Source organism: Mycobacterium sp. Panama NTM2, from assembly GCF_054355555.1.
In genome coordinates this window covers 4480083-4503936 of the sequence record NZ_CM135953.1, presented here as the reverse complement: position 1 = coordinate 4503936, position 23854 = coordinate 4480083, and the positions used below count along the sequence as shown (strand labels likewise).

Below are 23854 nucleotides of genomic sequence, written 5' to 3'. Positions count from 1 at the left end.
CTCACGCGAGGGAATGGAGGCTCCCGATGGCGGTCAAAGAAGCACGCACGAAGATCATCCGGCGTTGGCGCAAGAACATGGACGTCTTCGACGACGCCGAATACGTCGACACGTTGAAGACGCTGTCCGAGGGGTCGGTGCGGCGCAACTTCAACCCCTACACCGACATCGACTGGGATTCGCCGGAGTTCACGGTCACCCCGAACGACGAGCGGTGGATCCTGCCGGCGACCGATCCCATCGGTAAGCACGAGTGGTACCGATCGCAGCCCAAGGAGCGGCAGATCGAGATCGGCATGTGGCGGCAGGCCAATGTCGCCAAGGTCGGTCTGCACTTCGAATCGATCCTGATCCGCGGGCTGATGGAGTACGCGTTCTGGACCCCCAACGGCTCGCCCGAGTACCGGTACTGCCTGCACGAGGCGGTCGAGGAGTGCAACCACACCCTGATGTTCCAGGAGATGGTGAACCGCATCGGCGCCGACGTGCCGGGTATGCCGAAACTGCTCAAGTGGGTGCAACCCGCGATCCCGCTGGTCGCCGGTCCACTGCCGATCCCGTTCTGGTTCGGCATCCTCGCCGGTGAGGAACCGATCGACCACACCCAGAAGAACGTGCTGCGCGAGGGCAAGGCCCTGCATCCGATCATGGAGCGCGTCATGGCGATTCACGTCGCCGAGGAGGCCCGGCACATCTCGTTCGCCCATGAGTACCTGCGCAAGCGCGTGCCGGAACTGCCGCGCCGCAAGCGGTTCTGGCTCTCGCTGTACGTCCCGGTCGTGATGCGTGTGCTGTGTTCGGCGATCATCGTCCCGCCGAAGGCGTTCTGGCAGGAATTCGACATCCCGCGGTCGGTGCGCAAGGACATCTTCTTCAAGTCCCCGGAGTCGCGGCAGATGCTGCGCGACATGTTCGGTGACGTGCGGATGCTCGCCCACGACACCGGGCTGATGAACCCGTTCGCGAAGTTGATGTGGCGGATCTGCCGGATCGGCGGGAAGCCCAGCCGGTACCGCAGCGAGCCGCAGCGCGAACACCTGGCCGCCGTCGCCTAGCGTCACCAGGACGTTCCCATGCCTCACGTCATCACCCAGTCGTGTTGCAGCGACGGGTCCTGCGTCTTCGCGTGTCCGGTCAACTGCATCCATCCGTCGCCGGACGAGCCGGGCTTCGCCACCGCCGAGATGCTGCACATCGACCCGGTCGCCTGCGTCGATTGCGGAGCCTGCGTCTCGGCATGCCCCGTCGGGGCGATCGCGCCGGACAGCAAGCTCACCGCTGAGCAGTTGCCGTTCGTCGAGATCAACGCGGGGTTCTACCCGAAGCGCGAAGGCAAGCTGCCGCCGACGTCGAAGCTGGCTCCGGTGCCGGAAGCGCCGCAGGTGCACGCCGGTGGCAGGGGACCGTTGCGGGTGGCGATCGTCGGTTCCGGCCCGGCGGCCATGTACGCCGCCGACGAGCTGCTGACCCAATCCGGGGTGCAGGTCAACGTGTTCGAGAAGCTGCCCACCCCGTTCGGGTTGGCGCGCGCCGGGGTGGCCCCCGACCATCAGGCGACCAAGCGGGTCACGGCTCTGTTCGACACGATCGCGGCCCGTCGAGACTTCCGGTTCTACCTCAACGTCGAGGTGGGATTGGATCTCACGCATGACGAGTTGCTCGAGCACCATCACGCGGTGCTCTACGCCGTCGGCGCGCCCACCGACAAGCGCCTCGACGTGGAGGGCATGAGTCTGTCGGGTGCGGGCACCGCCACCGAGTTCGTCGCCTGGTACAACGGCCATCCCGACTTCGCCGATCTCGCCGTCGATCTGAGCGGGGAGCGGGTGATCGTCGTCGGCAACGGCAATGTCGCGCTCGACGTGGCGCGCGTCCTGACCACCGATCCGGATGCGTTGGCACGCACCGACATCGCCGATCACGCGCTCGAGGCCCTGCGTGCGTCGAAGGTTCGCGAGGTGGTGATCGCCGCGCGGCGCGGTCCGGCCGCCTCGGCGTTCACGCTGCCCGAACTGATCGGGCTCACGGCCCGCTGCGACGTCGTCCTCGACCCCGCGGATCACCAGCGGGTCCGGGAGGATCTCGCCGAGGTGACCGACGATCTGACCCGGCGCAAACTCGAGATCCTGAGCAAGCTGGGGGACAGCACCGCGCCGATCTCCCGTCCGCGGATCCGACTCGCCTACCGCCTCACACCGGCGCGGGTGCTGGGGTCGGAGCGAGTCACCGGGATGGAGTTCCAGATCACCGGCACGGACGACACCGTCACGCTCGAGTCGGGTGCCGTGCTGACCTCCATCGGCTATCGCGGCATGCCGATAAGCGGTCTGCCGTTCGACGAGACCGCCGGCGTCGTCCCCAACGACGGTGGCCGCGTTCTCGACGGTGACGACCCGATGCGCGGCAGCTACGTGGCGGGCTGGATCAAACGCGGCCCCACGGGCTTCATCGGCACGAACAAGTCCTGTGCGGCCGAGACCGTGCACACGCTGGTCGCCGACTACAACGCAGGACTGTTGGCCGAACCGCGCGAGCGCGCCTCGGCGCTGGACCGCTTCGTGCGCGGCAGGCAGCCCAAGGTCGTCGACGCTGCGGGATGGAAGGCGATCGACGCCGCGGAAGTGGCCCGCGGTCAGGGCGAGCGTCCGCGGGTGAAGTTCACGACGGTCGACGAGATGCTGCGCGTCGCGGCGAGTGCGCCCGCCGAACCCATGCACCGTCGGCTGCTGGCGGGCCTGCTGCGCTAACTGTTCCAGTAGGTCAGCACGTTGATGAACGCCGTGGGTTGCACCGACAGCGCACCGACGTACGGATGCTCCAACGCGAAGATCAGGTACATCACGAAGGCGAGCAACGATGCCGTCAACGCGATCGCCAGTCCGTGGACCAGCAGGTCACGCGTGCCGAACAGGTAGGTGAACGCCATCAGCACGGCGCCGCCACCGATGAGCAGCACCCACAGTTCGGCCGGCACCGAAGCCTCGCCCGTGGACACCCGCAACTTCCGGTTGGCGCTCAGGTCGTTCAGCCGCACGATCGCATGATCGAAGAACGCGATCTCGTTGCGCGTTTCCGGCTGCACCTTCAGATACGAGTTCCACACGGTGTCCAGCGCCTCGGACTGCTCGGAGATGGCCTCGCCGCGGCGCATCCTCGGGAACTCGTTGTCGATCACGTCCCGCGTGTACGCGATCAGGCTGCGCTCCACCTCGTCCCGGTTCGCGGCCGGTAGCGCCGCGGAGTCGCGGAGCAGTTCGGCGACGGCCGAGGCCTCCTTACCGCTGGCGTCCTCGGCGTCGCCCATCTGTTCCCACACCACCACGACGACGAACGCGACCAGTACGGCGTAGAGCACCCCTGCGACTTGAAACACCGCACTGGACACCGGATTCGCGTTCTCCAGCCGGGTGTGCGACACCGTCTTGCGGAACAGGATCAGACCACCGACGGAGATCCCCACGATGACGACGACCCACAGAATGCCGAGAAGCACAGGGGGGAACTGGAGCAACCAGATCATCGTCGGATTATTGCTGGCCTGTCCCATCTAGCCTGGCAAACACACCAGGGGAACCTCAGGCGTCGCTGCTCATCTGCGCGGCGATCTCGGTGACGTCGACCTCCCGTACCGACTCGGCCAGCGCCCAGTGGTGGCCGAACGGATCGCGCACCACCCCGTAGCGGTCACCCCAGAACTGGTCTTCGAGAGGATTGACGACGGTGGCGCCCGCGTCGAGCGCCCGCTGGAACCGACCGTCGACGTCGGCGCCGTGCAGGTGCAGGGTGACCGGCGTGCCGCCCAGCGCGGTGGGGGTGGCCGAGACGCCGTCGTTGTACTCGGGGAAGTCGTCGTTGAGGAACACCATCGACCCGTTGATCCGCATGCAGGCGTGCATCAGCTTCCCGTCGGGGCCGGGCAGCCGCACCATCTCCTCGGCGCCGAAGGCGCGGGCATAGAAATCCAGCGCCGCGGCGGCGTCGCCGACGACGAGGTGGGGAACGAGCATCGGGGTGTTGTCGAGGGCCTTTTCGGATGCCACGGATATCTCCTTCTCTGGTGGCCGGTTGGCTGTCCGTACTGACCGTGCCGGCGTGCAGAACTCATCGGCTCAGACGACGGAGAATCCCGATGGCAGGGCAGCACGCCCGGTCAACGCCAGCAGCATCGCCGGGCCCTGCCCCAGATGCGCTCCGATGCGGCCGGCCAGCGCGGCGGCCTCGGCGATCACCTCCACCGGCGGGTCCACGGTGAGCCCGACCGCGGCGGCGATGTCGAGACCGTGCACCGCGATCTCGAAGGTCCGCGTCGGCAGGTACGTGTTCAGCCGTAGGCCGAGTCCGCCGATCACCTCGATCAGCGGGTCACCGGCGGCGTCGATCTCGCCGAGCACGCGGTCGACCAGGGTGTCGATCGTGGCGACGGGGTCCGGCCCGAGGTCACGGCCTGCTTGCCGGCCGCGCTCCACGATCGCCTCGGCGCCCACACCGGCGGCGTAGTCCTTGATGCGCACGTAGTAGTCGGCGGGTTCGGCGACGTCCTCGTGGGACGCGGTGGTGCGCAGATACGTGCTGACGGTGATCAGCGAACGCGACGTGTGCCCGACCAGGTCGCGCACCGTCCAGTCGCCGAGCCCCGGCGCATCCCATCGATCCGCGGGAATTTGCCGCACGAGGGCTGCGAAATAGCTTGCAGCGGAGGCGAAAACGGTCCGTTCGGTGGTCATGGCCGGGCCAGGGAATCCCAGCCGTCGACCGACTCGAGGCTTCGCGGCGCCGGACCGACGTAGATCGCCGACGGCCGCACCAGCTTGCCGAGACGCTTCTGTTCGAGGATGTGGGCGCACCAGCCCGCGGTGCGGCCGCAGGTGAACATCGCGGGCATCATCGCCGGCGGCACCTGCGCGAAATCGAGGATCACCGCGGCCCAGAATTCGACGTTGGTCTCGATCGCGCGGTCGGGTCTGCGTTCCCGCAGCTCGGTGAGCGCGGCCTGTTCCAGCGCGGCGGCCACGTCGTAACGCGGCGCGTCGAGTCGCTTGGCGGTGGCCCGCAGGACGCGGGCGCGGGGGTCCTCGGCCCGGTACACGCGGTGACCGAACCCCATCAGCTTCTCGTTGCGGTCCAGGATTCCGGTGATGACGGCGCGGGCGTCGCCGGTGCGTTCGGCCTCTTCGATCATCGGGATCACGCGGGCGGGTGCGCCGCCGTGCAGCGGACCGCTCATCGCCCCGACGGCGCCGGACAATGCGGCCGCCACGTCGGCACCGGTCGATGCGATGACGCGCGCGGTGAACGTCGAGGCGTTCATGCCGTGCTCGGCGGCGCTCACCCAGTAGGCGTCGATGGCCTCGATGTGGCGCGGATCCGGTTCACCCTGCCACCGCGTCATGAATCGTGCTGTGACCGTGGGGCATTCGTCGATCAGACGCTGGGGGACGGCAGGCGCCCCGATACCGCGCGCGGATTGCGCCACGTAGGACAGTCCCATCACCGACACCCGCGCCAGGTCATCGCGCGCGGTCTGGTCGTCGATGTCCAGCAGCGGCTTCAGACCCCAGATGGGTGCCAGCATCGCCAGGCCGGCCTGGACGTCGACGCGGACGTCGCCGCTGTGCACCGGCAGCGGGAACGGTTCGGCGGGCGCGAGACCCGGCCCGAACCGGCCGTCGACCAGCAGGCCCCAGACGTCGCCGAAGCTCACCCGGTTCGCCACCAGATCGTCGATGTCGACACCGCGATAGCGCAGCGCGCCACCGTCCTTGTCGGGTTCGGCGATCTCGGTCTCGAACGCCACCACGCCCGCGAGCCCGGGGGCGAAATCCTTGGGAACCGCAGTCATGGGCGTGATTCTTGCACCACCCCCCGCCGCCGAAACTGCCAGTCACACCCCGGGCGTAGCGTGATCGCGTGAGCACATCGGATCACCTCGCGCGCATGCGGGTGGAGTACGGGTCGGTCGAGAAGGACGGCAGCGCCGACCTCGAGGAGAACTGGCTCGACCAGGGCTGGCTCGCGCTGCTGACCAGCTGGTTGGCCGACGCCGAGCAGGCCGGGGTCGTCGAACCGAACGCGATGGTCGTCGGCACGGTCGACGCGGCGGGAAGACCCGTCACCCGCACCGTGTTGTGCAAGAGCGTGACCGCATCGGGCCTCACCTTCTACACGAATTACGAGTCGGCCAAGGGCAGCCAGCTGGCGGCCGTGCCGTATGCCTCGGCGACGTTCCCCTGGTACTCGCTCAGCAGGCAGGTACACGTCCGTGGGCCGGTGACCAAGGTGTCGGCCGCCGAGACCGCCGCCTACTGGGCGGAACGCCCGCGGGGCTCCCAGCTGGGGGCGTGGGCTTCGGCGCAGAGCAGCCCGATCGCCTCGCGCGATGCGCTGCGCCGCCAGCTCGCCGAGGTCACCGAACGGTTCGCCGACACCGAGACGGTGCCCGTCCCGCCGCACTGGGGTGGCTATGTCATCGCGCCCGAGGAGATCGAGTTCTGGCAGGGGCGGGAGAACCGTCTGCACAACAGGATTCGCGTGCGCGAGGGTCGCGTCGAACGCCTCCAACCGTAGTGGGGCGGCTCTTCGCCGACACGACGCCGCTGCAGACCCCGGACTTCCGGCGGCTCTGGTCTGCCGGCATCGTCACGGTGGTCGGTGCCAACCTGACGATCTTTGCGGTCCCGGTCCAGCTGTACGCGCTGACCCAGAATTCGCTCTACGTCGGTCTGGCCGGACTGTTCGCGCTCGTGCCGCTCGTCGTGTTCGGGCTGTGGGGAGGCGCCTGGGCTGATGCGATGGATCGCCGGAAGCTGCTGATCATCACCTCCACCGGGCTGACGGTCTCCTCGGCGCTGCTGTGGCTGCAGGCGGCGTTGGCGATCAACAGCGTCTGGGTCGTGCTGAGCCTGCTGTCGGTGCAGCAGGCGTTCTTCGCGGTGAACTCGCCGACCCGTTCGGCGGCGATCCCGCGGATGCTGCCCATCGGTCAGTTGCCCGCGGCCAACGCGCTGAACATGACGGTCATGCAGTTCGGCGCGATCGCCGGCCCGCTGCTTGCGGGTGTACTCCTGCACTGGGTCGACCTGTCGGCGCTCTACCTCATCGACACGCTGACCTGTCTCGCCGCGGTGTGGGCGACGGTCCGGCTGACCCCGATGCCGCCGTCGCTGACCGGAGAGGGCGCGCCGGGCTACGGTCTGGGTGCGGTGCTCGACGGCTTCCGCTACCTCGCCGGCAACCGCGTCGTGCTGATGTCGTTCGTGGTCGATCTGATCGCGATGATCTTCGGCATGCCGAGGGCATTGTTCCCGCAGATGGCCCACGAGAGCTTCGGCGGTCCGGTGACGGGCGGCACGACGATGGCGCTGCTGGCGGCCGCGATGTCGGCGGGCGCGGTGGCAGGCGGCATCTTCTCCGGCTGGCTGCCCCGTATCCGCCGGCAGGGGCTTGCGGTGGTCGGCGCGATCGTGGCCTGGGGTCTGGCTATGGTGGGCTTCGGCCTGGCGGCCGGGGCGGCCAACGGGGCTGCGGGAGTGATGCTGTGGATTGCGTTGGGATGCTTGGCTTTCGGTGGTGCGGCCGACATGGTGTCCGCGGCGTTCCGGTCGACGATCCTGCAGGAGGCGGCGTCGGACGAGCTGCGCGGGCGCCTGCAGGGCGTCTTCACCGTCGTGGTCGCCGGCGGGCCCCGGCTGGCTGACGCCGCCCACGGGGCGGTGGCCGCCGCTGTCGGCACGACCGTCGCCGCGGCGGGCGGCGGCGTGCTCGTGGTGATCGGGGTGTTGCTCGCGGCGCTCGCGGTACCGGCGTTCATCCGCTATCGGGTGCCCGGGGTTCGGTGATCGAGCGGCCGGCGAATCTGCAGTTCAATCCCCCCTCGCGACGCCTCCGGGCCGGTTAGCATCCCTTTTCGTGGGTGATGTCAGGGGGGAGCCCGTGCTCGGGCTTCGCGAGCGCAAAAAGCGCCGTACCCGCGCCACGCTGATGGACGCCGCGATCGCGCTGTGCGATCGGCAGGGATTCGACGGGACGACGGTCGATCAGATCGCTGCGAGCGCTGACGTCTCGCCGCGCACCTTCAGCCGGTACTTCGCCACCAAGGATGCGATCGCGCTCGCCCTGATCGACGAAGTGCTCGACCGGGTGGCCGCCGAGCTGCTCACCCAGCCACCGGAGATCAGTCACTTCGAGGCGCTCCGCCGGTCCTACATCGGGATGGCGCAGAGCACCAAGCTGGCGCCTGCGGGTGCCCTGACGTCGTACCGGTTCATGCAGATCCTGCGGATCACCTCGTCGTCGTCGACGCTGCAGCAGGCCGTCGTGGAGTTCCGTGCCAGCCCGGTGGACGTGGCGATCGCCGACCGCGTGGGGGTGCCGGTCGACGATCGGCGGGTCAGGTTGATCGCGGCCGTGTTCGGCGGCGTGTTGATGACCGCGCTGCAGGAGGTCATGGGCCAGACGTCGAGGCTGGTCAATGTCGACGTCGACGCGTGTGTCGCCGCGTTCGAGTCGGTCTACGCGGACTTCATGGTCGAGTTTGCGGGGGTCGGGCAACCCGTGTGATCCCGACGTGACCCGGCCTCGGCGACCCCCGCGGGCGTGCCCGTCGGAATGGGACTACCTTCTGTAGTCAGACTTGCAGTAAGACCTCCCCGAGCCCGTGAGAACCGACCCGAAGGGATCCCAGTGGCCGATAACGCCGAAACCGGGAAAGAGCACGCCACCCTGTCCTACCCCGGCGGGGAGTTGGAACTCGACATCGTCAAAGCGACCGAGGGTGCTGACGGCATCGCGCTCGGGTCTCTGCTGGCCAAGACCGGTTACACCACCTTCGACGGCGGTTTCGTCAACACATCGTCGACCAAGAGTGCGATCACCTACATCGACGGGGATGCCGGCATCCTGCGCTACCGCGGCTATCCGATCGAGCAGCTCGCCGAGAAGTCCAGCTTCATCGAGGTCAGCTACCTGCTGCTCTACGGCGAACTGCCCACCGCCGATCAGCTGGAGAAGTTCACCACCCAGATCCAGCGGCACACCCTGCTGCACGAGGACCTCAAGCGGTTCTTCGACGGCTTCCCCCGCGATGCGCACCCGATGCCGGTGCTCTCCAGCGCCGTCAACGCGCTGAGCGCCTACTACCCGGATTCGCTGGACCCGTTCAACCCGCAGCAGGTGGAGCTCTCGACCATCCGGCTGCTGGCCAAGCTGCCCACGATCGCGGCGTATGCGTACAAGAAGTCCGAGGGCCAGCCGTTCCTGTATCCGGACAACTCGCTGACGCTGGTGGAGAACTTCCTGCGGATGACGTTCGGTTTCCCCGCCGAGCCCTACGAGGTCGACCCCGAGCTCGTGCGCGCACTCGACATGTTGTTCATCCTGCACGCCGACCACGAGCAGAATTGCTCGACGTCGACGGTGCGTCTGGTCGGTTCCTCGCAGGCCAACCTGTTCACGTCGATCTCCGGCGGCATCAACGCGCTGTGGGGTCCGCTGCACGGCGGCGCCAACCAGGCCGTGCTGGAGATGCTCGAGAAGATCCGCAAGGGTGACGACGACGTCGCGACGTTCGTCAAGAAGGTCAAGAACCGCGAGGACGGCGTCAAGCTGATGGGCTTCGGCCATCGGGTGTACAAGAACTACGACCCGCGGGCGCGCATCGTCAAGGAGCAGGCCGACAAGATCCTGGGCAAGATCGGCGTGCAGGACGAGCTGCTCGACATCGCCAAGGAGCTCGAGGAGATCGCGCTGACCGACGACTTCTTCGTCGAGCGCAAGCTCTACCCGAACGTCGACTACTACACCGGCGTGATCTATCGGGCGATGGGCTTCCCGACGCGGATGTTCACGGTGCTCTTCGCGCTGGGCCGGCTTCCGGGGTGGATCGCGCACTGGCGGGAGATGCACGGCGAGCCCAACAAGATCGGCCGGCCGCGGCAGATCTACACCGGCTACACCGAGCGCGACTACACCGATCTCGGCGCCCGCTAGCGTTTCCCTTTTCGCCCAAACCGACGTTCGGGCGCCAAAAGGCGAGTGATCTTCGCCATTATGTCGAATTCGTCACGGGATCTGGCTTGCTCACCCGAAGGTTGTAGTTTCACAATAGTTGTGTGAATGAAACTGTCGGCACGCTGACGCAGCGGCGCAAGATGATCGTCCTGGTGTCCTGCTGCCTGAGCCTGCTGATCGTGTCGATGGACGCCACGATCGTCAACGTCGCTATTCCGTCGATCCGCACCGATCTCTCGGCGTCACCGTCGCAGATGCAGTGGGTGCTCGACATCTACACGCTGGTCCTGGCCTCGCTGTTGATGCTCTCCGGTGCCACCGGTGACCGGTTCGGCCGCAGGCGCGTGTTCCAGATCGGTTTGGGCCTGTTCGCGCTGGGCTCGCTGGCCTGCAGCCTCGCGCCCAGCATCGACGCGCTGATCGGTGCCCGCTTCCTGCAGGGAATAGGCGGCTCGATGATGAATCCAGTTGCGCTGTCCATCATTTCGCAGATCTTCGTCAAACCCCAAGAGCGGGCCCGGGCGCTCGGCATCTGGGGTGGGGTGACCGGCATCTCGATGGCAGCCGGGCCCATCGTCGGCGGCCTGCTCATCGAGACGATCGGCTGGCGCTCGGTGTTCTGGATCAACCTGCCGATCTGCGCCGGTGCCCTGATCCTCACGGCCGTCTTCGTTCCCGAGACCAAGTCGGCGACCATGCGCAGCGTCGATCCGGTCGGGCAGCTGTTGGCCGTCATCACACTGTTCGGCGTGGTCTACACCCTCATCGAAGGTCCGGTGCTGGGCTGGTCGCATCCCCGGGTCGTCGGCACCGCCGTCGCCGCTGCGGTGGCACTGGCCGCGTTCCTGCGTTACGAATCACGGCGCCACGACCCCTTCTTGGATCTGCGTTTCTTCCGCAGCATCCCGTTCAGTTCGGCCACTGTCTCGGCGGTCAGCGCCTTCTCCGCCTGGGGTGCGTTCCTGTTCATGATGTCGCTCTACCTGCAGGGCGAGCGCGGCTACTCGGCGATGCACACCGGCCTGATCTACCTGCCCATCGCGATCGGTGCCCTGATCTTCTCTCCGCTGTCGGGTCGCCTGGTCGGCCGGTTCGGCGCGCGCCCCTCGCTGGTGATCGCCGGGACAATGATCGCGGTGGCCGCGACGATGCTGACCTTCCTGACGGGCTCCACCCCGGTGTGGTGGCTGGTCATCGTGTTCGCCGTCTTCGGCATCGGGTTCGCCATGGTCAATGCCCCGATCACGAACGCGGCGGTCAGCGGAATGCCGTTGGATCGCGCGGGAGCCGCCTCGGCGGTGACCTCGACGAGCCGGCAGGTCGGCGTCAGTGTCGGTGTGGCGCTGTGCGGTTCGGTCGCCGGCTCGGCGATCACGATGGGCGGCGCCGATTTCGCGACGGCCGCCCGACCGTTGTGGTTCGTCTGCGTCGCGCTGGGATTGGTGATCCTGGCGCTCGGAGTGTTCTCCACCTCGCAACGCGCGCAGCGGTCCGCCGACCGGTTGGCGCCGCTGATCGCCGGAACGCCGACGCCGGTGGGTGCTCATGTCCGGTGAGTCGATGGCCGACGCGGTGTGGCGCGACATGTCCGCCCTCGTCATGGACAACCTCGACGGATGGAAGCGTCTCGTGGTGGACCGCTCGGGGCTGCCGTTCAGCCGGGTACGCATCCTGATGCGTCTGCGCCGGGCTCCGATGACGGTGAAGGACATCGCCGCGGCAGCGACCATCGACGCACCCGCCGCGACGGTCGCGATCAACGACCTGGAGCAGCGTGGACTCGTGGTCCGCGAGGTCAACCCGCAGAACAGGCGCTGCAAGGTGGTGTCGCTGACCGATGCGGGGCGCGAGCTGGTGCGCACCATCGACGACGTCCGTGACCCGGCACCGCCGATGCTGACCGATCTCGGCGCCGACGATCTGGCGACACTGCGGTCGCTGTTGAACAAGCTCGCGGGCCGCTGAGGTGGTCTATCCCCAGAGCCGTTTTCATCCGCGCTGGTGTGTCCGTATCACCATCGGGCCCATCACCGCGGCCTGATCACGATCACCGGGCCCGCCGACCAGCTCGTGGTCACCGACGCCGCCGGCCGCGCCCTGACCTCCGCGTCGCTGGCCCGCACCCGACTCAGCCACCGCCCGACGTCGCACCGTGCCCCGGCGCCACGGGCGAACGCGCCCAGTGGTGGTGGCACCAGCCCTACGAACCCGGATCAGCCAGCTAGCGGCCCAGTACCGCCATCGCCGCGTTGTGCCCCCCGATGCCCGAGACGGCGCCACCGCGGCGAGATCCCGACCCGCACAGCAGGATTCGCTCGTGCGCGGTGGCCACCCCCCAGCGTTGCGCCGGCGTGGACAACTCGTCGTCGTCCTCGGCGAAGGGCCACGACAACGCACCGTGGAAGATGTGGCCGTTGGTCATGCCCAACGTATCGTCGAGGTCCGCTGTCGTCTTGGTCTCGATGCACAGCCGGCCTGCGGAGTCCTCCATCAAGACATCGTGAATCGGTTCGGCGAGAACCGAATTCAGCGATGTCAGCACCGCCGACGTCAGCGTGTCGCGAAGGCGCTCCGGGGTGCCGGTGGTCATCAGGTGGTGAGGTGTGTGCAGCCCGAAGACGGTCAGCGTCTGCGCTCCCGAGGCGCGCAGCTCATCCGACAGGATCGTCGGGTCCGCCAGCGAATGGCAATAGATCTCACACGGGAGCGGTTCGGGCACGACACCGTCGGAGGCTTGCCGGTACGCCGAATCGAGTTGGCTGTAGGTCTCGTTGATGTGGAAGGTGCCGCCAAAGGCCTGCTCGACGGTGACGCTGTCGTCACGCAGACGGGGGAGCCGCCGCAGCATCAGGTTCACCTTCACCTGCGCACCGGGTGCGACGTCGGGTGCGGCTTCGCCGAGCAGTCGGGCCAGCACGGCCGGTGTGACATTGGCCAGGACGCGGTCGGCGGCGACGACATGTTGCGTACCGCCGTGGCGGTAGCGCACCTCGCCGTCGGGCGTGATCGACTCGACCTCCGCTCCGGTCAGGATCTCGGCGCCGAAACCCGCCGCTGCCGCGGCGAGCGCTCCACTGACCGCGCCCATCCCGCCGACCGGCACATCCCAGTCCCCGGTGCCGCCGCCGATCAGGTGATACAGGAAGCACACGTTCTGCTGCAGCGCCGGATCCTCGAGCGCGGCGAAGGTTCCGATCAGCGCGTCGGTGGCCATCACCCCGCGGACCAGATCGTGGCGCACCGCCGAGGTGATCGCCGCACCGACCGGCTCCTCGACAACAGCACGCCAGGCCCATTCCGCATCGGCTCCGGCGACACTCACGACGTGCCGGCGCAGATCCGAACGGGTTCGCAACGGCTCCGTCAGCGTCGGCCACACCCGTGACGTCAGGCTGTTGCAGCGCCGGTAGAAGGCGTCGAAGCCCGCCTCGTCGTCGGCGGCGCCCACCGCGCCGAACGTCGAGGCCGGGCCGACCAGCAGTCCGGTGCGGCCGCCCGACGCCGGGTCCGGTGTGTAGGACGACCAGCGCCGCCGCACGAGGCGGACACGCACCCCGAGGTCGTCGATGATGCGCTGCGGCAGCAGGCTCACCAGATAGGAGTACCGCGACAGTCGCGCGTCGACGCCGTCGAACGCGTACGCCGACACCGCAGCGCCGCCGACGTGGTCGAGACGTTCCAGGAGACGCACGCGGCGACCGGCCCGGGCGAGGTAACCGGCGGCCACCAGGCCGTTGTGCCCGCCGCCGACGATGACGACGTCGGCGCGGGGGTCCGTGGCGCTGCTCAGTTCAGGTAGCCCTCGACCTCGTCGGCCGGACGCACCTGCGCGGCGGTCGGGTCGCCGCCGGTCTCGCGGAGGGCTCGCCGCTGGCGCAGCAGGTCCCAGCACTGGTCGAGTTGGACCTCCACCGCGCGTAACCGCTGGTGCTCTTCGGACTCGTCGATCTCATGGTGCTGCAGCTTGGAGCGGAGGTCTTTCTCCTCCGCGACGAGCTGATTCACCTGGGCAAGGATGTCTTCGTCGTTGGCCACGCCTACAGTCTGCCCCCCAGCGCGATCTAATGAACCGGTGACCATGCGTAGTGCCCTGGTGACGGGGGCGTCGGGCGGTATCGGAGCGGCGATCGCGGCGGCCCTGCACGAGGAGGGATATGCCGTGACCCTGGTGGGCCGCGACCCGGCGAAGCTTGCTGCGGTGGCCGCCTCGCTCGGCGGGTCGGCCGTCCACACGATCGCCGGATCGCTGGCCGAGGAGTCTTTCCTCGACGAGGTGGTCGCATTCCATACCGAGCGGTACGGGTCACTGGACCTGCTGGTGAACAACGCGGGGATCGCGGGGAACCGGGCCGTCGCCGACATCACCGCGGACTTCCTCGACGCGCAACTGGCCGTCAACATCCGCGCCGTCGTGCTGCTGACCGCGAAGTGCCAACCGCTGCTGAAAGAGGCTGTGCGCCAGCGCAAACAGGCGCAGATCGTGAACACGGCGTCCAATGCGGGCAAGCGCGGCGAGGCCACGCTGTCGTCGTATTCGGCGACCAAGGCCGCCGTCGTGGGGTTCACCGAGTCGCTGCACGACGAGCTCGCTACCTCGGGCATCAAGGCCACCGCGATCTGCCCGGGCCTGGTCGACACGGCGATGGCCGACGTCTACCGCAGCGCCATCGAGGCGTCGACAATGATCACGCCGCGCGACGTGGCGGAGGTCGTGCGGATGACGACACGGTTGTCGGCGGCGTGCATCCTGCCGGAGGTGGTGCTGCTGCGGCCCACCGAGTGGCTGCAGCCCGAGGAGGTCAGGTCGCCGGGCTAGGGTGGGCGGATGGCGACCAAACCCGAGATCGATTTCCCCGACGGCCCGGCACCCACCGAGTTGGTGATCGAAGACATCGTCGTCGGCGACGGCCCCGAAGCGGTCCCGGGTGCGAACGTGGAAGTGCACTACCTGGGCGTCGAGTACGACACCGGCGAGGAGTTCGACAGCTCCTGGAACCGTGGTGAGTCGATCGAGTTCCCGTTGCGCGGATTGATCCAGGGCTGGCAGGACGGCATCCCGGGGATGAAGGTCGGCGGCCGGCGCAAGCTGACGATCCCGCCGGAGCAGGCCTACGGTCCGGCCGGCGGCGGACACCGCCTGTCGGGCAAGACCCTCATCTTCGTCATCGACCTGCTCGGCACGCGCTAGCCGAAAACTAGCTCGGCCCCGGCAGCCGCAGCAGCAGGCGCGCCCCGCCCAGCGGGCTCGCCTCCAATGCCGCTGTGCCGCCGTGCAAGTCGGCCTGCTGAGCCACCAGCGCCAACCCGAGGCCTGAGCCGGAGTGCGACGCCGTCGAGCCCCGGGAGAACCGCTCGAACACCACCGTGCGCTCCTCCTCGGGCACGCCGACGCCGTCGTCGTCGATCGCGATCTCCACTCCCGCTCGCGAGCTGACCGCGGACAGCTGCACGCGGGTCGCGCCGCCGTGCTTGACCGCATTGGCGATCGCGTTGTCGACCGCCAGCCGCAAGCCTGCGGGCAACCCGACGATGATCACCGTCGGCGCAGGCACCAGCGACACCTCCAGATCGGGATACACCCGCATCGCGTCGTGCGCGGCCCGGTCCAGGAGTTCGGTGATGTCGACGGGCACATGGTCGTCCTCGGTGGACAATTCTCCTTGCGCCAGCCGCTCCAGCGCGCCGAGCGTGGCCTCGATCCGGGTCTGGGTGCGGATGACGTCGCCGACGACCTCCTTGCGCTGTTCCTCGGCGAGGTCGAGCGTCGCGAGCACTTCCAGGTTGGTCCGCATCGCGGTCAGCGGGGTCCGCAGTTCGTGGGCCGAGACCGACGCGAAGTCGCGGGCCGAGGCCAACGCCGCCTTGGTGCGGCCCTGTTCTTCCCATACGCGGCCGACGAGACCCTTGATGGCGTCCGCGATCTCGACGGCCTCGGTGGCGCCGCGGATGTCGATGTCGGGCGCTTCGTCACCCGCCTCGATCTGGCGGGTCTGCTGAGCCAGCCGCTTGAACGGCCGCACCGCGAACGCCGCGAGCAGCCACCCGCCGAACGTCGCCGCGCCCACCGCCATCGTGCAGATGATCAGCACCCGCCGGTGCAGGTTGTTGGTGTCGGTGATCGTCGCGTCGTAGGTGGCGCCGACGGCCACCGACATCGGCTCGGGCGTGGACAGCTCGACGGTGCGCACCCGGTAGCGCACCCCGTCGACCGTGGTGTCGGCGTAGCCGGGTGGCAGTTCGGGCAGTACGACGGAGTTCGAGGTCACCTGGCCGTCGGCGCGCCGGACGGTGATGACGGCGTCCTGGTCGTTGGGCGACGGCGGGATCTCGTCCAGGCCGCGCGGCAGGAACGGGATCGCGAAGCCGGCGGCTTCGTCGAGCCGACGGTCGAGGCGCTCCTTGCGGTCCTGGGTGATGCCGACCCAGACGACCGTACCGACGATGCCGACGACGATGGCCGCGGCGATCGCGGTGGCGAATGCCACGCGGGTGCGCAGCGACGGCGTGCGTCGGAAGATCCGCGACACCACGATCATGACGGGGTGCCCGCTACTGCTGTCGCAGCACGAAACCGACACCGCGCACGGTGTGCAGCAGGCGCGGTGCGCCGTTGGCCTCCAGCTTGCGGCGCAGGTAGCCGATGAACACGTCGACGACGTTGGTGTCGGCGGCGAAGTCGTACCCCCACACCAACTCGAGGAGCTGCGCCCGCGACAGCACGGCGGTCTTGTGTTCGGCGAGCACGGCCAGCAGGTCGAATTCGCGTTTGGTGAGGTCGACGTCGACCCCGTCGACGCGGGCGCGCCGGCCCGGGATGTCGACCTCGAGCGGGCCGACCGCGATGGTCTCCGACGAGAACGTCGCGGTGGACCCGCGCCGGCGCAGCAGCGCCTTGACGCGGGCGACCAGCTCGGCGAGCACGAACGGCTTGACCAGATAGTCGTCGGCGCCGGCCTCCAGACCCGCCACCCGGTCGTCGACGGAGGAGCGGGCCGAGAGCACACAGACCGGCACGTCGTTGTCCATCGCACGCAGCGCGGTCACGACCGACACACCGTCGAGGACCGGCATGTTGATGTCGAGCACGATGGCGTCCGGTCGCGTCTCGGTGGCGCTGCGCAGCGCCTCGGCACCGTCGACGGCGGTGAACACGTCGAACCCGGACAGACGCAGGCCGCGCTCCAGCGAGGCCAGCACGTCGGGATCGTCGTCGACCACGAGCACCCGGGGCGAACCCACTGCACTGTCCATGCCCGCAATCTTGCCTGACGACAGGTCCAGGCTGCGGGAACCTGCCCGTTACCGGGCCGACGCGGCAGCCTGGCGGTTGATCTCGCTGGTTTCGCTGCGCAAGCGTCGCACCTCTTCGCGCAGCTCGCCGATCTCGGTGAGCAGTGTGTCGACGTGGGCAGTCGTCACCGAGCGGCCCTCTTCGTCCTCGTCGGACACGCGCTGCACGATCCACGACGCCAATGTGGCCGTGATGGAACCGACCAGGCTGATTCCGCCGATCATCAGGAACACCGCGATGATCCGCCCGGTGGTCGTCACCGGGGTCAGGTCGCCGTAGCCCACCGTGGTGATCGTGGTCACCGACCACCACAGGGCCTGGCCGAAGTTCTCGATCTGCGCGCCGGGTTGGCCCCTCTCGGTGTCGAGCACGGCCAGCGAGGCGACGAACACCAGCAGCAGGGCTCCCGACACCGTGTAGAGCACGACACGCCCGCGGATGGCGTCGCCGACGGCGCGTTGCAGCACCGCGATCAATGTCACCAATCGCAGCAGCCGCAGCGGTCGCAGCATCGGCAGCACGACGATGGCGAGGTCGAACAGGTGCCGGTAGAACCAGCGCCAGCGGTTCTCGGCCAGGGTCAGCCTGACCAGGTAGTCGACGACGAAGACGAACCACGTGATGGCGGTGATCAGGCCCAGCGTCCATGCCATCGCGCCCTGAGGCCGGGCCAACACGCTGGTGGCGTAGGCGGCCAGGAACAGCACCGCGACTCCGGCCAGCGGCAACTCGGTCCGACGCTGCCAGTTCTGCAGTCTTGCCTGTCTTGACTCCGTCACGTCATCGGAAGTTACCCGTTGGAGCTGAGCTGAACCTGCCGGGAAGGCTTTGACCTCATCCAATGTTGAGGTTCTACGGTGATGAGATGAGCTTGGAAACAGTTGCCCGGCAGTCGCTGTACCGGCAGACGCACGCCCGGGGCGGCGATCTGCACGGGTTGGCGGACCGCCCGCTGATGGCGCGCATCTGGCGGTTCGCTGCGCGGCATCACCGCATGCTCGGCTGGTTCTTGCTGGTCAGCGTCCTCGGCGCGGTGCTGACGGTGGCGACGCCCTTGCTCGCGGGCCGCGTGGTCGACGAGATCACCGACGGGGGCGCCGTGGGGACGGTGGTGATGCTGGCCGTGGTGATCGCCGGCGTGGCACTGGCCGAGGCCGCGGTGTCGTTGCTGACGCGATGGTTGTCGTCGAACATTGGCGAGGGTCTGATCCTGGATCTGCGTACCGCGGTGTTCGATCACGTGCAGCGCATGCCGGTCGCCTTCTTCACCCGGACACGCACCGGTGCGCTGGTGAGCCGGCTGGGCAACGACGTGATGGGCGCGCAGCGCGCGTTCTCCGACACCTTGTCCGGCGTCGTCTCGAACATCGTCACGTTGACGTTGACGCTGGCGGTGATGATCAGCATCTCCTGGCAGGTGACCGTGGTGTCGCTGGCGCTGATGCCGCTGTTCCTGCTTCCCGCGCGCCGCATCGGTAGGGCGATGGCGACGCTGTCGCGGGAGGCCGCGGGCCACAACGCGACGATGAACACGCAGATGACGGAGCGGTTCTCTGCGCCGGGAGCGACGCTGATCAAACTGTTCGGCGACACCGACGCCGAGTCCCGCGAGTTCGGCGTGCGGGCCGGCAGGGTGCGCGACATCGGGGTGCGCACCGCGATGCTGCAGTCGACCTTCATGAACTCGCTGACGCTGATGTCGGCGCTGGCACTCGCGCTGGTGTACGGGCTGGGCGGCGCGCTGGCGCTGGGTGGGACGCTGCAGGCCGGCGCCATCGTGTCGCTGGCCCTGCTGCTGACCCGCCTCTACGCGCCGCTGACCGCGCTGGCCAACGCGCGCGTCGAGGTCGCCACCGCACTGGTCAGCTTCGAGCGGGTCTTCGAGGTGCTCGACCTGGTACCGCTGATCCAGGAGCGGCCCGACGCGGTCGAGATCCCCGACGGTCCGGTGACCGTCGAGTTCGACGACGTCCGGTTCGCTTATCCCGCCGCCGACACCGTGTCGCTGGCCTCGCTCGAAGACGTCAGTGAGCTGGACGATCGTGGCGGCGACGAGGTGCTGCACGGTATCTCGTTCACCGCAGAGCCCGGCCAGATGATCGCGCTCGTCGGCTCGTCGGGGGCGGGGAAGTCGACGACGGCATCGCTGCTGGCCCGGCTCTACGACGTGTCGTCCGGGGCCGTCCGCCTCAACGGGATCGACGTGCGTGACACGACCTTCGCGTCGCTGAAGGACACCGTCGGCATGGTCACCCAGGACGGGCACCTGTTCCACGAGACGATCCGCGCCAACGTGGCGCTCGCCGCCCCGGAGGCCACGGATGACGAGATCTGGGCGGCGCTGCGCCGCGCCCGGCTCGACACCGTGGTCGCCGACATGCCCGAGGGTATCGACACGATCGTCGGGGAGCGCGGCTACCGGCTCTCCGGCGGTCAGCGTCAGCGCCTGACCATCGCGCGCCTGCTGCTGGCCGCGCCGCGGGTGGTGGTGCTCGACGAGGCGACGGCATCCCTGGACTCCGAGTCCGAGGCCAAGGTGCAGCAGGCGCTCGCAGAAGCGCTGGCCGGCCGCACGTCGCTGGTGATCGCCCACCGTCTCTCGACGATCCGTGCGGCCGATGTGATCCTCGTCGTCGAAGACGGACAGATCGTCGAGCGCGGCACACATCCGGAGTTGTTGGCGCGCGGCGGCCGCTACGCCGAGCTCTACCGCACGCAGTTCGGCGCGCCGTCGGGCACGCACGCTCACCTGCCGTGCCACCGCGCACATTCGCTAGATGGGTTAACCACTTGCTCGCAGTGGGAAGATGTTGTGAGTGGCTGACTCCGGAACCAACGCGCTGCGCGCAGCGCCCGCGATCGCGCCGCGGCCCCGGCGGGTGAGGCCCAGCTCGGACCTGTGGCGGATGCTGCCGTACCTGCTCCCGTACCGCGGGCGCTGGATCCTGATGTTCACCGTGGCCTTCGCGAGTCTGGGTGCCACGGTCGGAATCCCGTTGATGACCAAAGCGGTGATCGACGGGCCGGTGCGACACCAGGACCAGCAGGGGCTGTGGACGCTGGGCGCCGCGGCGATGGGTCTGGGCATCGCCGAGGCGGCGCTGTGGTTCATCCGGCGATGGCTGGTGGCCCGCGCGACGATGGGCGTCGAGGCCGACATCCGCAAAGACCTCTACGCGCGGTTGCAGATCCTGCCGATGTCGTTCCACGGCCGCTGGCAGTCCGGTCAGCTGCTGTCGCGAATCATGAACGACCTGAGCTCGATTCGGCGGTTCATGTCGTTCGGGCTCACATTCCTGATCCTCAACATCCTGCAGATCACCATCGTCACCGCGATCCTGCTCGCGATGTACTGGCCGCTCGGTGTGGTGGTGCTGGTGTCGATCGTGCCGATCACGCTGACGGTGCTGCACTTCCAGCAGGAGTACACGCGGCTGTCACGGCAGGCCCAGGATCAGGCCGGCCACGTCGCCACCCACGTGGAGGAGGCCGCGCTCGGGTTGCGCGTGGTCAAGTCCTTCGGCCGCGAGGACTACGTCTACGACCGCTTCGACGAGCAACTCACCGATCTGTACGAGACGCAGGTGCGCCGGGTGTCGGTGTCGGCCAAGTTCTGGACGCTGCTGGAGATCATCCCGAACCTGACGCTGATCCTCGTGCTCGGCTTCGGTGCCTACGCTGCCGGCCACGGCTACGTGACGATGGGCACGTTGGTCGCGTTCATCACGATGATGCTCTCGCTGGTGTGGCCGATCGCGTCGCTCGGCTTCCTGCTGTCGATGACGCAGGAGTCCTTCACCGCGGCGAACCGCATCGCCGAGATCTTCGATGCGCCGCGCGAGATCACCGACGGCCCGCGTGATGCGACGCCGCGGGGAGGCCGCCTCGAGCTCGTCGACGTCGGCTTCCGTTTCCCGGACTCCGACGACTGGGCGCTGCGTCATGTCACCGTGACCGTGGAGCCGGGGGAGACGCTCGCGCTGGTCGGCGCGACCGGATCGGGCAAGTCGGTGCTGGTGGGTCTGCTGTCTCGGCTCTACGACGTGACCGAGGGCGAGATCCGCATCGACGCCCAGGACATCCGCGAGCTCAGTCTCGAGGCGCTGCGGAAGGCGGTGGCCACGGCGTTCGAGGATCCGACGCTGTTCTCGATGTCGGTCGCAGAGAATCTGCGCCTCGGTAACCCCGGGGCGACCGACGACGAGCTGCGTCAGGCCGTCGAGGTGGCGGCGGCGGAGTTCGTCTACGACCTGCCCTACGGTCTGGACACCCGCATCGGTGAGCAGGGGATGAGCCTGTCGGGCGGTCAGCGACAACGTCTTTCGCTGGCGCGCGCCATTCTGGCCGCCCCGCGCATCCTGGTTCTCGACGACACGTTGAGCGCTCTGGACGTGCACACCGAGGCCGTCGTCGAGGAGGCGCTGCGCCGCGTCCTGCACGCGGTCACCGGCGTGGTGGTGGCCCACCGCGCGTCGACGGTGCTGCTCGCCGATCGGGTGGCGCTGCTGCAGAACGGGACCATCACCCACGTCGGCACGCACGCCGAGCTGCTGGCCGATGTCCCCGCGTACCGCTACCTGCTGGCCGCCGACGACGAACTCGACGACGGCTGTGAACGCGAGGCCGACTGGGAGCAGCGGGCCGAGCGGGCGCGGTTGGATCACGAGATCCTGGAGGGGCAGACGTGAGTGTGGCCCCGGACTGGCGCGGACGCTTCGACGAGCACGACGACCTCCCCATCGACGAATCGGTGCCGCGGCGCCGCGAGGCCCGCGCGCTGCTGGGCTCGCTGCTGCGTCCCTACAAGTGGACGGTGGCCGCGCTCGCCGTAGTCGTGGTCGTGGAAAACGTTGCGCGCCTCTCGGTTCCGATCCTGGTGCAGAGAGGAATCGACAACGGCATCCCGCCGCTGCTGCAGGGTGGGCCGGCGACGACGTTGATGACGATCGTCGGGGTGCTGTGCGCCGTGGTCCTCGTACAGGCCAGTGCGCGGATGTTCTTCCTGCGCCGCTCGGGTCGCGTCGGTCAGCGCGTGCTGCGGGAACTGCGCCGACGGGTGTTCCGCCATTTCGGCCGCCTCGACATCGCCTTTCACGATCGCTACACCTCGGGCCGGGTGGTCAGCCGCTCCACCAACGACGTCGAGGCCATCCAGGACATGTTGGAGACGGGCTTCGACAGCCTGATCACCGCGGTGCTCACCCTTGTCGGCACCGCCATCCTGCTGATCACGCTCGACGCCGAACTCGGGCTGATGTGTCTGGCGGCCTTCCCGATCCTGGTCGTGCTCGTTGCGTGGTTCCACCGCGAGTCGTCCCGGATCTACCGTGAGGTGCGCGAGATCTCGGCGCTGGTGATCGTGCAGTTCGTCGAGACCATGACGGGCATCAAGGCGGTGCAGGCCTATCGCCGGGAGCCGCGCAACCAGCAGATCTTCGAAGACGTCGCCGACCGCTACCGGGTCATCAACGAGAAGACGTTCAAGCTGCTGGCGATCTTCATGCCCGGCGTCAAGTTCGTCGGCAACATCACCACCGGTGTCGTGCTGATCTACGGCGGGTACCGGGTGCTGCACGGCGAGATGACGATCGGGACGCTGGCCGCGTTCTTGCTGTACCTGCGGATGTTCTTCGAGCCGATGCAGGAGATCTCACAGTTCTTCAACACCTTCCAGTCCGCGTCATCGGCGCTGGAGAAGCTCGCCGGGGTGCTCGCCGAGAAACCCGGCATCGGTGACCCGGCCGAGCCCGTCGCCCTCGACACCGTGCGCGGCGAGATCGCCTTCCGCGACGTCCGGTTCTCCTACGTCCCGAATCGGCCGGTGTTGCCGCAGCTGGACCTCGTGGTTCCCGCCGGGCAGACCGTCGCCCTGGTCGGCACCACCGGCGCGGGCAAGACCACGATCGCCAAGCTGGTCACCCGGTTCTACGACCCGGTGTCGGGCAGCGTGTCCCTCGACGGGGTGGACTTGCGCGATGTGCGGCAGACCGAGCTGCGCCGCCACGTGGTGATGGTGACGCAGGAGAACTTCATGTTCGACGGCACGGTCGCCGACAACATCCGCTTCGGCAAGCCCGACGCCACCGATGCGGAGGTGCGGGCCGCGGCGGAGGCGGTCGGCGCGGACGGCTTCATCGCTTCACTGCCCGATGGATACGACACCGACGTCGCCAAGCGCGGTGGCCGGCTCTCGGCCGGCCAGCGTCAGTTGGTCGCGTTCGCGCGCGCGTTCCTGGCCGATCCCGCGGTGCTGATTCTCGACGAGGCCACCTCGTCGCTGGACATCCCGAGTGAGCGGATGGTGCAGCGGGCGCTGGAAACGGTGCTCGCCGAGCGCACTGCGATCGTGATCGCCCACCGGCTCTCGACCGTGCAGATCGCCGACCGGGTGCTGGTGCTCGAGCACGGCCGCATCGTCGAGGACGGCTCGCCGGAGGAGCTGACGGGCCGCGACGACGGGCATTACGCCGCGCTGCACCGGTCCTGGGTGCAATCGCTGGCCTGACGCGACGGTCGCCGAGACTGCGGGGAGATCGTGATGTGGGCGCAGAACGCGAT

At 68.4% G+C, this 23854-nt stretch carries 22 protein-coding genes and 1 pseudogene; 14 read left to right on the top strand and 9 right to left on the bottom strand.

The features are described from left to right. The first annotated feature begins 26 nt into the window (after positions 1-26). Positions 27-1055, top strand: coding sequence for an AurF N-oxygenase family protein (locus ACXYX3_RS21580; RefSeq protein WP_241203362.1), 1029 nt, complete (start codon positions 27-29; stop codon positions 1053-1055). Between the two features lie 18 nt (positions 1056-1073). Beyond that, positions 1074-2747, top strand: a complete 1674-nt coding sequence (locus tag ACXYX3_RS21575) for a 4Fe-4S binding protein (protein ID WP_458608942.1) — start codon at positions 1074-1076, stop codon at positions 2745-2747. Here ACXYX3_RS21575 and ACXYX3_RS21570 read toward each other — a convergent pair. The 4 genes from ACXYX3_RS21570 to ACXYX3_RS21555 all read right to left on the bottom strand — a co-directional run bounded on the left by ACXYX3_RS21570 (position 2744) and on the right by ACXYX3_RS21555 (position 5839). Beyond that, the gene (locus tag ACXYX3_RS21570) at positions 2744-3520 is read right to left on the bottom strand and encodes a bestrophin-like domain (RefSeq protein WP_458608941.1); all 777 of its coding nucleotides are present in this window, start codon (positions 3518-3520) and stop codon (positions 2744-2746) included. The two genes, ACXYX3_RS21575 and ACXYX3_RS21570, sit on opposite strands and share 4 nt — an antisense overlap. Before the next feature lie 55 nt (positions 3521-3575). Next, on the bottom strand, positions 3576-4007 hold the full coding sequence (locus ACXYX3_RS21565; protein ID WP_458612177.1) for a VOC family protein: 432 nt from the start codon (positions 4005-4007) through the stop codon (positions 3576-3578). A 102-nt stretch (positions 4008-4109) separates the two neighbouring features. Beyond that, entirely contained in the window at positions 4110-4724 is a 615-nt protein-coding gene (locus tag ACXYX3_RS21560) for a maleylpyruvate isomerase family mycothiol-dependent enzyme (protein ID WP_458608940.1), read from the bottom strand. After that, entirely contained in the window at positions 4721-5839 is a 1119-nt protein-coding gene (locus ACXYX3_RS21555; protein WP_458608939.1) for a citrate synthase 2, read from the bottom strand. The genes ACXYX3_RS21560 and ACXYX3_RS21555 overlap by 4 nt, the downstream gene beginning before the upstream one ends. 95 nt (positions 5840-5934) lie before the next feature. Here ACXYX3_RS21555 and pdxH point away from each other — a divergent pair, with 95 nt between their 5' ends. The 7 genes and pseudogenes from pdxH to ACXYX3_RS21520 all read left to right on the top strand — a co-directional run. Beyond that, positions 5935-6564 (top strand): pyridoxamine 5'-phosphate oxidase, encoded by a 630-nt coding sequence (pdxH, locus tag ACXYX3_RS21550; protein ID WP_458612176.1) that lies wholly within the window; start codon positions 5935-5937, stop codon positions 6562-6564. Continuing rightward, positions 6564-7835: an MFS transporter gene (locus tag ACXYX3_RS21545; protein ID WP_458608938.1), complete on the top strand. Its 1272-nt coding sequence runs from the start codon at positions 6564-6566 to the stop codon at positions 7833-7835. The genes pdxH and ACXYX3_RS21545 overlap by 1 nt, the downstream gene beginning before the upstream one ends. A 70-nt stretch (positions 7836-7905) precedes the next feature. Beyond that, positions 7906-8556 (top strand): TetR family transcriptional regulator, encoded by a 651-nt coding sequence (locus ACXYX3_RS21540; RefSeq protein WP_241203356.1) that lies wholly within the window; start codon positions 7906-7908, stop codon positions 8554-8556. A 123-nt stretch (positions 8557-8679) separates the two neighbouring features. Further along, positions 8680-9984 (top strand): citrate synthase, encoded by a 1305-nt coding sequence (locus tag ACXYX3_RS21535; RefSeq protein WP_241203355.1) that lies wholly within the window; start codon positions 8680-8682, stop codon positions 9982-9984. A gap of 143 nt (positions 9985-10127) precedes the next feature. Then, complete coding sequence (locus ACXYX3_RS21530) at positions 10128-11561, top strand: MFS transporter (RefSeq protein ID WP_458612175.1); 1434 nt, start codon at positions 10128-10130, stop codon at positions 11559-11561. Next, entirely contained in the window at positions 11551-11970 is a 420-nt protein-coding gene (locus ACXYX3_RS21525) for a MarR family winged helix-turn-helix transcriptional regulator (protein ID WP_458608937.1), read from the top strand. Before ACXYX3_RS21530 ends, ACXYX3_RS21525 begins: the two co-directional genes overlap by 11 nt. 30 nt (positions 11971-12000) lie before the next feature. Next, positions 12001-12230, top strand: a pseudogene (locus tag ACXYX3_RS21520) (hypothetical protein); the annotation flags it as partial. On the opposite strand, the gene ACXYX3_RS21515 reads toward ACXYX3_RS21520, so the two are convergent. Both ACXYX3_RS21515 and ACXYX3_RS21510 read right to left on the bottom strand, forming a co-directional pair. Next, on the bottom strand, positions 12227-13795 hold the full coding sequence (locus tag ACXYX3_RS21515; RefSeq protein ID WP_458612174.1) for a phytoene desaturase family protein: 1569 nt from the start codon (positions 13793-13795) through the stop codon (positions 12227-12229). The pseudogene ACXYX3_RS21520 and the gene ACXYX3_RS21515 overlap by 4 nt on opposite strands. After that, the gene (locus ACXYX3_RS21510) at positions 13792-14040 is read right to left on the bottom strand and encodes a DUF2630 family protein (RefSeq protein ID WP_241203353.1); all 249 of its coding nucleotides are present in this window, start codon (positions 14038-14040) and stop codon (positions 13792-13794) included. The genes ACXYX3_RS21515 and ACXYX3_RS21510 overlap by 4 nt, the downstream gene beginning before the upstream one ends. 43 nt (positions 14041-14083) lie before the next feature. Here ACXYX3_RS21510 and ACXYX3_RS21505 point away from each other — a divergent pair, with 43 nt between their 5' ends. Both ACXYX3_RS21505 and ACXYX3_RS21500 read left to right on the top strand, forming a co-directional pair. Beyond that, on the top strand, positions 14084-14821 hold the full coding sequence (locus ACXYX3_RS21505) for an SDR family oxidoreductase (protein WP_458612173.1): 738 nt from the start codon (positions 14084-14086) through the stop codon (positions 14819-14821). 9 nt (positions 14822-14830) lie between these two features. Continuing rightward, on the top strand, positions 14831-15193 hold the full coding sequence (locus ACXYX3_RS21500) for an FKBP-type peptidyl-prolyl cis-trans isomerase (protein ID WP_241203352.1): 363 nt from the start codon (positions 14831-14833) through the stop codon (positions 15191-15193). A gap of 7 nt (positions 15194-15200) precedes the next feature. On the opposite strand, the gene ACXYX3_RS21495 is transcribed toward ACXYX3_RS21500, so the two are convergent. From ACXYX3_RS21495 to ACXYX3_RS21485, 3 genes are read right to left on the bottom strand one after another with little or no spacing between them, the layout of a single operon-like run. Continuing rightward, entirely contained in the window at positions 15201-16541 is a 1341-nt protein-coding gene (locus ACXYX3_RS21495) for a sensor histidine kinase (protein WP_241203351.1), read from the bottom strand. Positions 16542-16554: 13 nt separating this feature from the next. Continuing rightward, complete coding sequence (gene prrA / locus ACXYX3_RS21490) at positions 16555-17265, bottom strand: two-component system response regulator PrrA (RefSeq protein WP_239736230.1); 711 nt, start codon at positions 17263-17265, stop codon at positions 16555-16557. A gap of 39 nt (positions 17266-17304) precedes the next feature. Further along, the gene (locus tag ACXYX3_RS21485) at positions 17305-18075 is read right to left on the bottom strand and encodes a potassium channel family protein (RefSeq protein WP_241203350.1); all 771 of its coding nucleotides are present in this window, start codon (positions 18073-18075) and stop codon (positions 17305-17307) included. A gap of 86 nt (positions 18076-18161) precedes the next feature. Here ACXYX3_RS21485 and ACXYX3_RS21480 point away from each other — a divergent pair, with 86 nt between their 5' ends. From ACXYX3_RS21480 to ACXYX3_RS21470, 3 genes are read left to right on the top strand one after another with little or no spacing between them, the layout of a single operon-like run. Further along, complete coding sequence (locus tag ACXYX3_RS21480; RefSeq protein WP_458608936.1) at positions 18162-20120, top strand: ABC transporter ATP-binding protein; 1959 nt, start codon at positions 18162-18164, stop codon at positions 20118-20120. Continuing rightward, positions 20113-21984 (top strand): ABC transporter ATP-binding protein, encoded by a 1872-nt coding sequence (locus ACXYX3_RS21475; protein WP_241203348.1) that lies wholly within the window; start codon positions 20113-20115, stop codon positions 21982-21984. The genes ACXYX3_RS21480 and ACXYX3_RS21475 overlap by 8 nt, the downstream gene beginning before the upstream one ends. After that, on the top strand, positions 21981-23801 hold the full coding sequence (locus tag ACXYX3_RS21470) for an ABC transporter ATP-binding protein (protein ID WP_458608935.1): 1821 nt from the start codon (positions 21981-21983) through the stop codon (positions 23799-23801). Before ACXYX3_RS21475 ends, ACXYX3_RS21470 begins: the two co-directional genes overlap by 4 nt. Positions 23802-23854: the final 53 nt, after the last annotated feature.

Bases quoted from the DNA above. Each gene is read 5' to 3' on its own strand.
- ACXYX3_RS21580 (WP_241203362.1), top strand. From the start codon at position 27: ATGGCGGTCAAAGAAGCACGCACGAAGATCATCCGGCGTTGGCGCAAG.
- ACXYX3_RS21575 (WP_458608942.1), top strand. From the start codon at position 1,074: ATGCCTCACGTCATCACCCAGTCGTGTTGCAGCGACGGGTCCTGCGTC.
- ACXYX3_RS21570 (WP_458608941.1), bottom strand. From the start codon at position 3,520: ATGATCTGGTTGCTCCAGTTCCCCCCTGTGCTTCTCGGCATTCTGTGG.
- ACXYX3_RS21565 (WP_458612177.1), bottom strand. From the start codon at position 4,007: ATGCTCGTTCCCCACCTCGTCGTCGGCGACGCCGCCGCGGCGCTGGAT.
- ACXYX3_RS21560 (WP_458608940.1), bottom strand. From the start codon at position 4,724: ATGACCACCGAACGGACCGTTTTCGCCTCCGCTGCAAGCTATTTCGCA.
- ACXYX3_RS21555 (WP_458608939.1), bottom strand. From the start codon at position 5,839: ATGACTGCGGTTCCCAAGGATTTCGCCCCCGGGCTCGCGGGCGTGGTG.
- pdxH (WP_458612176.1), top strand. From the start codon at position 5,935: ATGCGGGTGGAGTACGGGTCGGTCGAGAAGGACGGCAGCGCCGACCTC.
- ACXYX3_RS21525 (WP_458608937.1), top strand. From the start codon at position 11,551: ATGTCCGGTGAGTCGATGGCCGACGCGGTGTGGCGCGACATGTCCGCC.
- ACXYX3_RS21505 (WP_458612173.1), top strand. From the start codon at position 14,084: ATGCGTAGTGCCCTGGTGACGGGGGCGTCGGGCGGTATCGGAGCGGCG.
- ACXYX3_RS21500 (WP_241203352.1), top strand. From the start codon at position 14,831: ATGGCGACCAAACCCGAGATCGATTTCCCCGACGGCCCGGCACCCACC.
- ACXYX3_RS21495 (WP_241203351.1), bottom strand. From the start codon at position 16,541: ATGATCGTGGTGTCGCGGATCTTCCGACGCACGCCGTCGCTGCGCACC.
- ACXYX3_RS21480 (WP_458608936.1), top strand. From the start codon at position 18,162: ATGAGCTTGGAAACAGTTGCCCGGCAGTCGCTGTACCGGCAGACGCAC.